Source organism: Mycobacterium barrassiae (assembly GCF_025822765.1).
Taxonomy (GTDB): Bacteria; Actinomycetota; Actinomycetes; order Mycobacteriales; family Mycobacteriaceae; genus Mycobacterium; species Mycobacterium barrassiae.
In genome coordinates, this window is record NZ_JACKUK010000034.1 from 35415 (window position 1) to 48296 (window position 12882).

At 66.7% G+C, this 12882-nt stretch carries 16 protein-coding genes; 6 read left to right on the forward strand and 10 right to left on the reverse strand.

Annotated features, from left to right (window positions below; genetic code table 11):
* Positions 1-56: 56 nt before the first annotated feature.
* The gene (gene eccD, locus H7J93_RS22695; protein ID WP_267308553.1) at positions 57-1334 is read left to right on the forward strand and encodes a type VII secretion integral membrane protein EccD; all 1278 of its coding nucleotides are present in this window, start codon (positions 57-59) and stop codon (positions 1332-1334) included.
* Positions 1331-2665, forward strand: coding sequence for a type VII secretion-associated serine protease mycosin (mycP, locus tag H7J93_RS22700; protein WP_267308554.1), 1335 nt, complete (start codon positions 1331-1333; stop codon positions 2663-2665). Before eccD ends, mycP begins: the two co-directional genes overlap by 4 nt.
* Here mycP and eccB read toward each other — a convergent pair.
* Together eccB and H7J93_RS22710 are read right to left on the reverse strand one after the other, a co-directional pair.
* Positions 2630-3976, reverse strand: a complete 1347-nt coding sequence (gene eccB, locus H7J93_RS22705) for a type VII secretion protein EccB (protein ID WP_267308555.1) — start codon at positions 3974-3976, stop codon at positions 2630-2632. The two genes, mycP and eccB, sit on opposite strands and share 36 nt — an antisense overlap.
* Positions 3977-4029: 53 nt before the next feature.
* Positions 4030-4584 carry a CGNR zinc finger domain-containing protein gene (locus tag H7J93_RS22710; protein ID WP_267308639.1) on the reverse strand — a complete coding sequence of 185 codons (555 nt, stop codon included), beginning with the start codon at positions 4582-4584 and terminating at the stop codon, positions 4030-4032.
* A gap of 75 nt (positions 4585-4659) precedes the next feature.
* On the opposite strand from H7J93_RS22710, the gene H7J93_RS22715 reads away from it, so the two are divergent.
* The 4 genes from H7J93_RS22715 to H7J93_RS22730 are packed head-to-tail and all read left to right on the forward strand — an operon-like array spanning position 4660 to position 7906.
* Positions 4660-5694 carry an EamA family transporter gene (locus H7J93_RS22715; RefSeq protein ID WP_267308556.1) on the forward strand — a complete coding sequence of 345 codons (1035 nt, stop codon included), beginning with the start codon at positions 4660-4662 and terminating at the stop codon, positions 5692-5694.
* 33 nt (positions 5695-5727) lie between these two features.
* Positions 5728-6486 carry a cutinase family protein gene (locus tag H7J93_RS22720; RefSeq protein WP_372508005.1) on the forward strand — a complete coding sequence of 253 codons (759 nt, stop codon included), beginning with the start codon at positions 5728-5730 and terminating at the stop codon, positions 6484-6486.
* A 28-nt stretch (positions 6487-6514) separates the two neighbouring features.
* Positions 6515-7180 (forward strand): cutinase family protein, encoded by a 666-nt coding sequence (locus tag H7J93_RS22725; RefSeq protein ID WP_267308558.1) that lies wholly within the window; start codon positions 6515-6517, stop codon positions 7178-7180.
* 48 nt (positions 7181-7228) lie between these two features.
* Positions 7229-7906, forward strand: coding sequence for a cutinase family protein (locus H7J93_RS22730; RefSeq protein WP_267308640.1), 678 nt, complete (start codon positions 7229-7231; stop codon positions 7904-7906).
* 53 nt (positions 7907-7959) lie between these two features.
* Here the strand turns inward: H7J93_RS22730 and truA are convergent, their stop codons facing one another.
* The 8 genes from truA to infA all read right to left on the reverse strand — a co-directional run bounded on the left by truA (position 7960) and on the right by infA (position 12632).
* Entirely contained in the window at positions 7960-8829 is an 870-nt protein-coding gene (truA, locus tag H7J93_RS22735) for a tRNA pseudouridine(38-40) synthase TruA (protein ID WP_267308559.1), read from the reverse strand.
* A 4-nt stretch (positions 8830-8833) separates the two neighbouring features.
* A complete protein-coding gene (gene rplQ / locus H7J93_RS22740; protein ID WP_267308560.1) occupies positions 8834-9433 on the reverse strand; it encodes a 50S ribosomal protein L17 in 600 nt (199 codons plus the stop codon).
* A 75-nt stretch (positions 9434-9508) separates the two neighbouring features.
* A complete protein-coding gene (locus tag H7J93_RS22745) occupies positions 9509-10561 on the reverse strand; it encodes a DNA-directed RNA polymerase subunit alpha (RefSeq protein ID WP_267308561.1) in 1053 nt (350 codons plus the stop codon).
* A gap of 76 nt (positions 10562-10637) precedes the next feature.
* The gene (rpsD, locus tag H7J93_RS22750; protein ID WP_267308562.1) at positions 10638-11243 is read right to left on the reverse strand and encodes a 30S ribosomal protein S4; all 606 of its coding nucleotides are present in this window, start codon (positions 11241-11243) and stop codon (positions 10638-10640) included.
* A 14-nt stretch (positions 11244-11257) separates the two neighbouring features.
* The gene (rpsK, locus tag H7J93_RS22755; RefSeq protein WP_267308563.1) at positions 11258-11674 is read right to left on the reverse strand and encodes a 30S ribosomal protein S11; all 417 of its coding nucleotides are present in this window, start codon (positions 11672-11674) and stop codon (positions 11258-11260) included.
* Complete coding sequence (gene rpsM, locus H7J93_RS22760; protein WP_083157592.1) at positions 11674-12048, reverse strand: 30S ribosomal protein S13; 375 nt, start codon at positions 12046-12048, stop codon at positions 11674-11676. The genes rpsK and rpsM overlap by 1 nt, the downstream gene beginning before the upstream one ends.
* A 209-nt stretch (positions 12049-12257) precedes the next feature.
* Positions 12258-12371 carry a 50S ribosomal protein L36 gene (rpmJ, locus tag H7J93_RS22765; protein ID WP_003879483.1) on the reverse strand — a complete coding sequence of 38 codons (114 nt, stop codon included), beginning with the start codon at positions 12369-12371 and terminating at the stop codon, positions 12258-12260.
* Positions 12372-12410: 39 nt separating this feature from the next.
* Positions 12411-12632 (reverse strand): translation initiation factor IF-1, encoded by a 222-nt coding sequence (gene infA, locus H7J93_RS22770; RefSeq protein ID WP_005140011.1) that lies wholly within the window; start codon positions 12630-12632, stop codon positions 12411-12413.
* Positions 12633-12882: the final 250 nt, after the last annotated feature.

The window sequence follows — 12882 nt, forward strand, 5'->3', positions numbered from 1 at the left end:
ATTGCGTTGTCCCGAGCGGCGTTACGGTGAACCCGGTCAGTATCGAGGGGGGATCGATGCGAGATTCGCTGTGCCGGCTCACGGTTGCGGCCTGCGCCGACGACATACATCGAATGGTCGATCTGGCGCTGCCGACCGATATCCACATTGCCCAGCTCCTGCCGCTGATCGTCGACATCGTTCACCCCCATGGCACGAACGGTCGTGACTGGAGATTGTCGCGACTCGGTGATCTGCCGCTCGACGACTGTTCGACCCTGAACGACAACGATGTCCGCCACGGTGAAGTCTTGCTGCTCACCGCCATTGACCCGCCCATCACGGAATGGGTCGGCTGCGATCCCTGTCTCGCCGTGGCCGCGGGAGTCACTCAAGGCAGCGCCCCAGTCCTACGGATCCTGCCGACGGTCTGCTGCGTATTACTCGGTGGACTCGGCGCGTTGATGTTGACACGGTCGGCGGGCACCGGCGATGTCCTTGTCGGATCGTGTTTGGCCGTCGCTGCGGCGACGGGGGCGGCTGTCTCTTGGCGGCTTCGCGCCGATCCCCGGATATGTGTGCCGTTGAGTCTGGTCACAATCCTCTATGCGGGCGCCGTGGGATTTGTCAGCGTCCCACCGGGGCCTACCGCTTCGGGACTGTTGCTCGCGTCTGCGGCCGTCCTCGCCGCGGCGGTTGTCCTGTCGCGGATAACCCGCTGCGGTACACCGTATTTGACGGCAATCGCGACCCTCAGCGCGCTGATCGTCGCGGTAGCGGCCGCCGCGGCGACATGGCGATTGCAGCTCGCGGCGGGCGGCGCGGCGCTGGTCACGCTGTCACTCGCGCTGCTGGGAGGGGCGCCCAGGCTGTCGATGATGCTCAACCGTATGCCAGTCGACTCCGCGGTGCCTGACGTGGGGAGCTGTCATCAAACGTTGACGGGGCTGGTGATGGGGTCATCGGCCGCCGCGGCCCTCGGCGCCGCATCGGTCGCCGCGGGGGATGGATCTGCGCTACGGGGTACCGCGTTCGCGGCCGTCGTCGCGCTGGTGCTCGTCCTGCGGATGCGGACTCATGTTGATCCGGCTCGTCGCGTCGGTCTGGCGGCGGCGGCAATGCTCGCTGCCGCCGCAGGTTTCGCCATCGCCGCCGCGTCGGCTCCGCACCACATCCCTGTCATCAGCGCACTCGCCACGGTCTCGGGTGCCGCCACGTTGACCTGCCTGGCCCCGCCAGCGTTGAGCCCCATGGTGATACGTGCCGTCGAGATCATCGAGTACGTCGCACTCGCGGCGGTGGTCCCGTTGGCATGTTGGGTGGCCGGCGTCTTTGGATTGGTTCGCGGACTATGACGACTGCCGCAGCGAAGGCTTCTCGGATGGCGGGCGCGGCGGCGCTCGCGATCGTGCCGCTGTGGGTCGCGCCCACGGCGGCGGCGGTCACGCCGCCGGTGGTCGATATGTCGATGCTGCCCGAGCCGGAATCACCGCATCCTTCGCGGCGTACGGAACAGCAGGGTCAGTGTCTCGCCTCCACTGATCGCACTGTCGACTCCAAAGGCCCCGACTTGCAGGATGTCTGGCGGCTGACGCGTGGCGCGGGCCAGACGGTCGCTGTCATCGACACCGGCGTGTCGCGGCACCGCCTGCTCCCCCACCTCGTCCCCGGCGGCGACTACGTGTCAACCGGGGACGGCACCGCGGATTGCGACGGTCACGGCACCGTTGTCGCCGGGATCATCGGCGCATCCCCGGATGACAGCGGGTTCAGCGGCATCGCCCCCGATGCCACCATCATCGGAATCAGACAGTCCAGTAACAAGTTCCGTGCTGCGGACGACCCGTCCGGTAGCGGCTTCGGCGATGTCGACACCCTCGCGATGGCAGTGCGCACGGCCGCGGATCTGGGCGCGACCGTGATCAACATATCCACGGTCGCATGTGTGTCGACCGGTGACGGGTTGGACGACCGCGCGCTGGGGGCCGCGCTGGCCTATGCCGTCGACATCAAGAACGCAGTCGTGGTGGCCGCCGCGGGAAACGTCGGCTCGGTCGGCCAGTGCTCCGAGCAGAACCCGACATCCGCCGGTGATCCGGACTGGTCTGACGTCGAAACCGTCGTGAGCCCCGGCTGGTATGACGACTACGTGCTGACCGTCGGTTCGGTGGGCCGCGACGGCACGCCCTCGGCGTACAGTCTCGCCGGGCCGTGGGTCGACGTCGCAGCGGCGGCCGAGGACGTCGTCTCGCTGGACCCCGACGGCGAGGGTCTGATCAACAGCCTCACGGCTGACGAGACGCCGATCTCCGGGACGAGTTACGCCGCTCCCGTCGTCAGCGGGATCGTCGCACTGGTGCGGTCACGGTCACCGGAGCTGACCGCTCGGCAGGTCATGCAGCGCATCGAGGACACCGCCCGTCGCCCTTCCGCGGGTTGGGATCCCGTCGTCGGACACGGGGTGGTCGACGCAGCGGCATCGGTGAGCGCCGGTCCTCGTCGCCCGGACGGCGAGCACCGGCCGCTGCCTCTGCCGGTTCCTGCGTCCACTCCGCCGGACGACCGACCCACCCGATTCGCTGTGCGAGGGGCCGCGGTCTGCGTTGGGGTATCGGCCGCGCTGGTTGCGATTGCGGCGTCGACGAATCGGCTACGGCGTCGGTCCGACGCTGTCCCTCCCCACTGATGCGCCTTCGACGCTGAGCTCGGGACCGCGTGGCAGCCGAGCCAGCAGCGGCCACGGTGCAGGCACCGGGTCCGACAGACCGAGTCGGCCCGCGGCCTCCTCGTCGCGTATCCCGAACACCACACCGGAATCGTCGACGAGATACAATGCACCGGTTTCGGCGCCCTCACCGGACAAGCCTGTCGCCCGGACGAATGCACTGCGGCCGGTAGGCATGACAAAGCCGTCGACACCGGGACCCGCGCCGTCGGCCTGCGCCAGTTGCACGAGATCGCTGTCCAGGGACAGTGTTTCCGACGTGAGCACAGCGTCCGGCCGAACACAGAGCGCCGAACTCTCGGCGACGCCGCCACGATCGGGAAAGGTGGCCACGGGGAGCGCGTTCACAATCGGCACGTTTCCGATGAGCCCCGGTGCGACAGTGACGATGTCACGTCTGTGCGCATAGGCGAAGTTGATGAGGTCGGCCGCCACCTCACCGACGCGCTGGACACCGTGTCCGAGCACCACGTAGTGCTCCCCGGAATCGGCGCGAGTCGACCGCACCACGGTGCCGACCGGAAGCCCCGGCAGCACCGACGGCGTTCCGACATGCGCAATGACGGGGGTGGCTATCTCGGGTACCTCCGGCACTGCGTCGAGCAGCGCCCGCGACACCTGCTGTGGTGTAACACCATCGATCTTCAGCGCGCGAACAACGGCCGGGTTGCGCAAGTCGACTCGCGCCTTGCGTCCGTCGTAGAGCAGGTACGCTGTCGCCGCGCTCTCACCACGCGCGGCAACAAGGCTGTTGGCGCCCGAATCCATTGGCGGGGGCGCTGTTCCGGCCAGCACGGTGGTGATCCCGTTGTCGTCTTCGCAGACCGTCCAGACCAGTTCGGCTGTCCCGAGCGGAGCCCCGATCGTATCCGGGGCACCCGGAATGCCGACGAGAGGTCCACGCCTGGCCCGTGCCAGCGCCGACGCGCTGACGAGCTCGGGCTTGTCCGTCGCGCCGGTGATCAACCGTGCGGAAGCGAGATTCATCGCGGGGTGCATGGTGTCGCCGATGCGCACATACAAGGCGCCAGATTCTCGGACCATGACGATCGTAGCGTTGCCGACGTCACCTCGGGGTTGCAGGAACGCGAGGACCGCGCATACCGCGATCGCTATGACCGTTAGAACGGCTCCGGCCATCAACGAAAGTGATTGTGCACGTAGGGGATCATCGAGCATCCGCGCGTCGGCGCGCACCAGCGCATGTTCCATTCGCCGCATCAGGAATCGATGCGCGCTGACCTGGATCCTGGTTGTCGCCCGTCCAGCCATCCCTCCCCCGCGGCCAGCCTAACGGCGCGCGGGTGGTGGCGGCGTCACGAATTTCAGTCGGCCTTGGCGCGGCGTTCGCGATAGGCGGCGACGTGTTGACGGTTGCCGCAATTGCCGGTGTCGCAGAACTTTCCGGAGCGGTTGCGCGAGAGGTCCACCAACACTGCGTCGCAATCCGATGCGGCACACACCTTGAGCCGGCGCAGCTCACCGATGCGGATGAGGTCGGCCAGCGCCATCGCCATCTCTGCTCCCATCCGCTGCCACAGCGGGTCGTGCACGGACGCCAGGTGCAGATGCCACTCCGGCATCTCCGGGTGGCGGGTCAGCCACGGGGCGGCCTCGGTGTCGCTCAGTAGAGCGTTCACCTGCCCAACCGCGCGCTCCTCGTCACCGGCGACGGCCCAGATCTTGCCGAGCCGTTCCCGCAGGCGATGGACGGAGTCGAGCTCGGCGGCGTCGTGGTCGCGCCTGCCGGTCCACCCGAACCCGTCCAAATAGGCATCGAGCGCCGGGAGGTCGGCGAGCTGCTCACCGTCCACCCGATCGCTGTTGACCAGGACACATGCCGCACGCAGCGTGAGCTCCGTGTCATGACTGAAAAGCATTTGACTCATGACCCCCTTTCCCGCTAGCGTCATGAGCAAAGTTCATTTTACTCATTACATCCCGGAGGTGTCCCCGTGACCGCGAATCAGCTCGGCGTGCACGCGTCCGCCAGTCACTTCCGGCTCGGCTTGCTGCTGGCCGTCGGCTCGGCATTCTCGTTCGGGTCATCGGGACCGTTCGCCAAGGCACTGATGGAGGCCGGCTGGAGCCCGACGGCCGCCGTGGTCGCCCGCTTGGCCGGCGGCGCCCTGGTGATGGCGGTGTTCGCGACGATCGTGCGACCCGGCTGGGTTCGTGAAGCGTTGCGCCATGCGAAGACCGTCGTCCCGTACGGCGTGATCCCGATCGCCGGGGCGCAGCTCTTCTACTACTGCGCGGTCTCGCACCTGTCCGTCGGCGTCGCGCTGCTGCTGGAGTACACCGCGCCGATCCTCGTCGTGGCGTGGGTCTGGACCACCACACGACGCAGGCCGACCAACCTGACGTTGGCAGGAGTCACCATCGCGGTGGTTGGAATCATGTTGGTGCTCAACGTGTTCAGCGACGCGCACATCAATCTCATCGGCGTCGGTTGGGCCTTGGCCGCCGCGGTCTGCGCCGCGTGCTACTTCGTGATGTCGGCCAACGTCGGCAAGCACGCCGACGACAGCGATGGCGTCCACCCCGTCACGCTGGCCGCGGGCGGCCTGGTCGTCGGCGCCGCAGCCGTCACGCTGCTCGGCGTCGGCGGCATCATGCCGCTGACCTTCACCGCCAACGACACCGTCATCGCGGGGGTGACGACGTCGTGGGTCGTGCCGGTCGTCGCACTGGGCGTGGTCGCCACCGCGATCGCCTACACGCTCGGCATCATGGGCATCGCGCGGCTGCGTCCCCGGTTCGCATCGCTGGTCGGCCTGTCCGAGGTGATGTTCGCGGTCCTGGCCGCGTGGGTCCTGCTCGGTGAGGCGATGACGATGATTCAGGCCGTCGGCGGGGTCATCGTGCTCGCGGGCTTGGCGATGGCACGTCAGGGCGACCGCTCCGAGGAGTCCGCCGATGTGACCTTGCCCGAGGGCGTGCCCTCGGCTCCGCTGACCTCGGTAATTGACGCAACCGTCGAAAAGTAAGCGGCTGGCTGCGGCCCCCGCAGATATGCGAAAATGGCCGACGTGACTTTGCTCCGGATGCCATTACGGCTGGCTACGGTTACTTCGGCCGTTGTCTGCGCCGCCATGACACTCGTCGCTGCCCCGCTGGCGGTGGCGCAGCCTGGCCATTCGCCGGGACCTGCGCCAGGGCCGGGGGTTGCGCCGGGGCCTGACCCGTCGGCCTCGTCACCGTCGTCGACGTCGTTATCGTCGTGCCCCGACATCGAGGTGATCTTCGCCAGGGGAACCGACGACACCCCGGGGCTCGGCACGCCCGGCACGGCGTTCGTCAACGCGTTGCGCCCGCTGGTCGGGGGTCGGACCGTCAACGCCTACCCGGTCAACTACCCCGCCTCGTATGACTTCCTGGCGGCCGCCGACGGCGCCACCGACGCGGAGAACCGCGTCGCGCTGATGTCGCAGCAATGCCCCTCGACCAAGCTCGTGCTCGGCGGCTACTCGCAGGGCGCGGCCGTCATCGACATGCTGGCCGGTGTCCCCCCGTTGGGCAACAAGATCGGCGACATCGGGTCGGCGCCGCCGTTGCCCGCGAGCCTGCAGGACAACATCGCCGCCGTGGCCGTGTTCGGCAACCCCGCAGCGAAGTTCAGCAATCCGCTGACCAGTTCGGTCTTCGGCGGCAGGGCCATCGACCTCTGCAAGGACGGCGACCCCATCTGTTCGCGGGGCAGGAATCCGTTCGCTCACAACGATTACGTGTCCGCGGGGCTGGTTCAGCAGGCGGCGAGCTTCGTCGCCGGAAGGGTCTGACGGCAATTGCCGCTACCCTGTTGATCTTGTGACGTTAGATCGACTCCGTAACCTGCTGATCGCCACCTCCATCGCTGCGGCTGCGCTTGTCGCCTCTGCCCTGTCCCCCTCGCCGATCGGCGGCCTCGGAACCGCGTCGGCCCAAGGGTGCCCGGACATCGAGGTCGTCTTCGCCCGCGGCACCAACGACGCACCGGGCCTGGGCAATGTGGGCGGCGCCTTCGTCGACGCGTTGCGCGGCAAGGTCGGCGGCAGGTCCGTCGGCGCGTACGCGGTCGACTACCCCGCGACGTTCGACTTCCTCAAAGCGGCCGCCGGCGCCAACGACGCCAGTGGCCACATCCAGTACATGGTGAACAACTGCCCCAACACCCGTCTGGTGCTCGGCGGGTACTCCCAGGGCGCCGCGGTGATCGACGTGATCAGCGCCGTACCAGTGCCAGGCATCGGGTTCGACAATCCGTTGCCACCCAACGTCCCCGACCACGTCGCGGCGATCGCCGTATTCGGCAATCCGTCGGCGAAGCTCGGGCTGCCGCTCACCGTGAGCCCGACGTGGGGCGGCAGGTCCATCGACCTGTGCAACCCGGGCGATCCCGTCTGCCAGACCAACGGCGAGGACGTCGCCGCGCATCGCGCATACGTGGGTGGCCCCACCAACCAGGCCGCCGATTTCGTCGCTTCGCGCCTCTGACCTGGCCCTACACCATTATCTGCGAGGCCGTTAATGCTTTCTATTAACATCCGTGTGGTGATCCGCCGTCACTTGCTCACCGGTCTCATCGTGGCGCTCGTTCTCGGCACCGCACTCATCACGCCCCAAACTGTCGCGTCGCTGACGCCGTCTGCGAATGCCCAATCGTGCCCTCCCGTCGAGGTGATCTTCGCCCGCGGCCGGCTGGAATCGCCGGGGGTCGGCAATCTCGGCAATGCGTTCATCAACGCGCTGCGGTCGAAGTCGAAGAAGAACATCGGTGTCTATGCGGTGAAGTACCCGGCCGACAACGAGATCGACATCGGCGCCAACGACATGAGCGGCCATATCCAGTACATGATGAACAACTGCCCGGACACACGACTGGTGCTCGGCGGCTACTCGCTTGGCGCCGCGGTCACCGACGTGGTGCTCGCGCTGCCGTTCGACTTCTTCGGGTTCAAGGCCCCGCTGCCGCCCGGCGCGGATCGCCACATCGCCGCCGTGGCGCTGTTCGGCAACGGCGTCGCCTGGGTCGGACCGATCACCAACTTCAACCCGGTGTACCGCGATCGGACCATCGAGTTGTGCCACGGCGCCGACCCGATCTGCAACCCGGCCGATCCGAACACGTGGGAAGAGAACTGGCCCGCCCACCTCGCCAGCGCGTACATCAACGCGGGGATGGCGAATCAGGCGGCCGACTTCGTCGCGGCCCGCATCTAACTCGGCGGTTTCGGCGTGCTAAGTCTCGCTGAGCGTGACCCAGCACGCCGAAATCACAACACTCGCAAGTCGCGCGTCATCTTGGTCCGCGCCTCGAGCTCGGCGTCGGGCGGATAGTCGACACCCACGAGCGTCAGGCCCTGCGCCGGCGCCGCCGCGAAATCGCTCGACCGGCTGGTCGCCTTCAACAGCGTGGCGCACCAGCCTGGTTCGCGGCGATGCTCGCCGATCGCCAGCAGCGCGCCCACCAGCGACCGCACCATGGACCAGCAGAAGGCATCCGCGGTGACGTACGCGGTGACCCGGTCGCCGTCGCGCACCCAGTCGAACCGCTGCAGGTCCCGGATGGTGGTGGCGCCGTCGCGATGGCGACAGAAGGCCGCGAAGTCGTGCAGCCCCACCAGATCCCGCGACGCGGTCGCCATGGCGTCGACGTCCAGCGGTCGCGGCCACGGAGTGACGAAGCGCGCCTCCTGCGGTTCGACGCCGTACGGCGCGGTCGACAACCGGTATTCGTAGTGTCGCCGAAGCGCCGAGAACCGTGCGTCGAAACCCGGTGCCGCGCGGGCGATGTCGAGCACCCGCACGTCTCGGGGCAGGAACCGGCCCAGTCGTTGCACCAGCGGACGGAACTCGCTCTCGCCGGGACGGGTCGTGCGTGGATAGGCGTGCGGCAACGCTTCCACCGGCACATCGACATGGGCGACCTGACCGGTGGCGTGTACGCCGGTGTCGGTGCGGCCGGCCGCGCGCAGCTGCACCGGGGTGCGGAACACCGTCGAGAACGCTTCGTCGAGCACACCGGCTACGGTGCGCTGACCCGCCTGCACCGCCCAGCCCGCGAATTCGGTGCCGTCATAGGCGATGTCGAGGCGAAGACGAACGAGCCCGCCACCGTTGTCGATGGCGGGCTCGTCGCTCATGTCGCTAGGACTTGTCGGCATCCTCGTCGGAGTCGGCCTTCTCCTCGGCGGCCTCCTCAGAGACCTCGGCCTCGGCTTCCGCCTCCTGAGCCTCCTCGATCGCGGCGTCCTCGGCCTTGACCTCGTCGACGCTCTCCTCGGCACCGACCGCGGCCTCGGGCTCGACCGCGGCCTGCGGCGCCGCGGCGGCCGCGACCTTCTGCGATGAGGCCGCACGGCGGGCCCGGTTGGCCTCCGAGGTCACGGTCCTCTCCCGCACCAGCTCGATGACGGCCATCGGGGCGTTGTCGCCCTTACGAGGCTCCACCTTGATGATGCGGGTGTAGCCGCCCTCGCGGTCGGCGAAGAACGGACCGATCTCGGCGAACAGCGTGTGCACCACGTCCTTGTCGCGGATCTTCTTCATCACCTCACGCCGGTTGTGCAGCGTGCCCTTCTTGGCATGGGTGATGAGCTTTTCCGCATAGGGCCGCAACGCCCGCGCCTTGGGCTCTGTCGTCTTGATCCGGCCGTGCTCGAAGAGCGACGTGGCCAGGTTGGCCAGCAGCGCCTTCTGGTGTGAGGACGACCCGCCGAGGCGAGGGCCCTTGGTGGGCTTAGGCATTTTGAACCTCAGGCATTGCGACTATCTCCTATGTGGGGCCGACCCCCGTATCAGGTAGGGCCGGGACGGACTTTCTTAGAGCTGTTCGGTTTCTGCGTAGTCCTGGTTGTCGTCCAGGTCGTAGCTGGCATCGCTGTTCCAGGTGCCCGTGGCGACGTCGTAACCGGCGACCTCGGACGGATCGAACGTGGCCGGGCTGTCCTTGAGCGACAGACCGAGCTGGTGCAGCTTGATCTTCACCTCGTCGATGGACTTCTGGCCGAAGTTACGGATGTCCAGCAGATCGGACTCCGTGCGGGCGACGAGCTCGCCCACCGTGTGCACGCCCTCGCGCTTGAGGCAGTTGTACGACCGAACGGTCAGGTCGAGGTCGTCGATCGGCAGCGCGAAGCTGGCGATGTGATCGGCCTCGGCGGGCGACGGCCCGATCTCGATGCCCTCGGCCTCGACGTTGAGTTCCCGTGCCAGACCGAACAATTCGACCAGCGTCTTGCCCGCGGACGCCAGCGCGTCCCGAGCGGTGATCGAGTTCTTGGTCTCGACATCGAGAATCAGCTTGTCGAAGTCGGTGCGCTGCTCGACGCGGGTGGCCTCCACCTTGTAGGTGACCTTCAGCACCGGGCTGTAGATGGAATCGACCGGGATGCGGCCGATTTCGGCGCCCGACGCCTTGTTCTGCACGGCGGGCACGTAGCCGCGGCCGCGCTCGACGACGAGCTCGACCTCGAGCTTGCCCTTGTCGTTCAGCGTCGCGATGTGCATCTCGGGGTTGTGCACCGTCACGCCGGCCGGCGGGACGATGTCACCCGCGGTGACCGCGCCGGGGCCCTGCTTGCGCAGGTACATGGTGACGGGCTCGTCCTCCTCGGATGACACGACCAGACCCTTGAGGTTCAGGATTATGTCGGTGACGTCTTCCTTCACGCCGGGAACGGTGGTGAACTCGTGCAGCACACCGTCGATGCGGATGCTGGTGACCGCCGCGCCGGGAATCGACGACAGCAGGGTCCGCCGAAGCGAATTGCCAAGGGTGTAACCGAATCCGGGCTCCAGAGGTTCGATGACGAACTGGGACCGGTTCTCGGAAATGACCTCTTCCGACAATGTGGGTCGCTGAGAAATCAGCATTGTTTCTTTCCTCCTTCGCGGCAACCGCTATTTGATGCCGCGCAACCCGGCCGTCATCCGGACGGCCAAGCAAGTCTTACTTCGAGTAGAGCTCGACGATCAGCTGCTCCTGCAGCGGGATGTCGATCTGCGCGCGCTCCGGCAACTGGTGCACGAGGATGCGCTGACGCTCGCCGACAACCTGCAGCCAGGCCGGGATCGGGCGCTCGCCCGCGGTTTCCCGCGCGACTTCGAACGGCAGCGTGTTCAGCGACTTCTCCTTGACATCGATGATGTCGTACTGCGACACCCGATAGCTCGGGATGTCGACCTTGACACCGTTGACGAGGAAGTGGCCGTGGCTGACCAGCTGACGCGCCATCCGGCGGGTGCGCGCAAGGCCCGCACGGTAGATGACGTTGTCCAGCCGGCTCTCGAGGATGCGCAGCAGGTTGTCACCGGTCTTGCCGGGCTGCCTGTTGGCCTCTTCGTAGTAACGGCGGAACTGCTTCTCCATCACGCCGTAGCTGAAGCGGGCCTTCTGCTTCTCCTGAAGCTGCTGGCGGTATTCGCTCTCCTTGATCCGCGCGCGGCCGTGCTGACCGGGCGGGTAGGGGCGCTTCTCGAAGGACTGATCTCCGCCGACCAGGTCGACGCCGAGGCGGCGTGACTTGCGGGTCGCGGGTCCGGTGTAACGAGCCATCTGTTCTATACCTCCTAGACCCTGCGTCGCTTCGGCGGACGGCAACCGTTGTGCGGCTGCGGCGTGACGTCGGCGATCGCGCCGACCTCGAGGCCGGCGGCCTGCAACGAGCGGATGGCGGTCTCGCGGCCCGAGCCCGGGCCCTTGACGAAGACGTCGACCTTCTTCACACCGTGCTCCTGCGCCTTGCGGGCAGCGTTTTCCGCGGCCAACTGCGCGGCGAACGGGGTCGACTTACGCGAACCCTTGAAGCCGACGTGTCCCGAGGACGCCCATGCGATGACGTTGCCCTGCGGGTCGGTGATCGACACGATCGTGTTGTTGAACGTGCTCTTGATGTGCGCGGCGCCGTGCGGGACGTTCTTCTTTTCCCGGCGACGGGTCTTCTGCCCCTTCTTCGGAGCGCCTGCTGCCTTCTTTGCGGGTGGCATTACTTGGCCTTCTTCTTACCGGCGATGGTGCGCTTCGGGCCCTTGCGGGTGCGCGCATTGGTCTTGGTCCGCTGGCCGCGCACCGGCAGGCCACGGCGGTGCCGCAGGCCCTGGTAGCAGCCGATCTCGATCTTGCGGCGGATATCGGCCTGCACCTCACGGCGCAGATCACCCTCCACCTTGAGGTTGCCCTCGATGTAGTCGCGCAACTGGGTGACCTGATCATCGGTCAGGTCCTTGGTGCGCAGGTTCCGGTCGATGCCGGTGGCGTCCAGGATCTCCTGGGAGCGGGTACGGCCGACGCCGTAGATATAGGTCAGCGCGATCTCCATGCGCTTATCGCGCGGGAGGTCGACGCCCACTAGACGTGCCACAGTGGTGTGTTCCTTCTCGTTGCGGAGGTCTGCTCCCAGTCCGTTCCCGACGGCGTCGGGGTCCAGCCTCCGTACCGGACGTTCAGAGTCTTCGGCTTGTCGCCTAACGGCTCATCTCAAGCGGCCTATCCGCTCAGTGGTACTGGGATTTCATCATTCAGTTGTGTTGCGATCCAAGGTGGTTGGCCAGGTCCTGGCGGAAGCCTTGACTAACCCTGTCGCTGCTTGTGGCGAGGATCGGAGCAGATCACCATGACCCGCCCATGCCGACGGATCACCCTGCATTTATCGCAAATGGGCTTGACGCTCGGGTTCACCTTCACGACTGTGTCGATCCTTCTGTGTTTCTCGTTTGCTTCTGATTACTTGTACCGGTAAACGATGCGGCCCCGAGTCAGGTCGTATGGAGACAACTCCACGACGACGCGGTCCTCGGGCAGGATGCGGATGTAGTGCTGCCGCATCTTGCCGCTGATGTGGGCGAGAACCTTGTGACCGTTCTCCAGCTCAATGCGAAACATCGCATTGGGCAGGGGTTCGACCACGCGACCCTCGACCTCGATGGCACCGTCTTTCTTGGCCATTATGTTTCGGAGATCCTCCGTGTCCTGCGAATCGTTGGCGCCTTCTTTGGCGCAGCTACACTCCGACTACAAAACGTGAGCCTGTAGCCAGAAATTCCAGCAATTCGAGGACAGAGAGCACGCAAGAGCCGGCGCGGAAGCCGCACCGTTGGTCAATACTACCCGCTTCGCTCCCGCTCCCAAAATCGCTGAACGCCCAGCTCAGCCTCTCAACCGCACGCTGAACTGGTCCAGCTCGTTCCGCTCATGG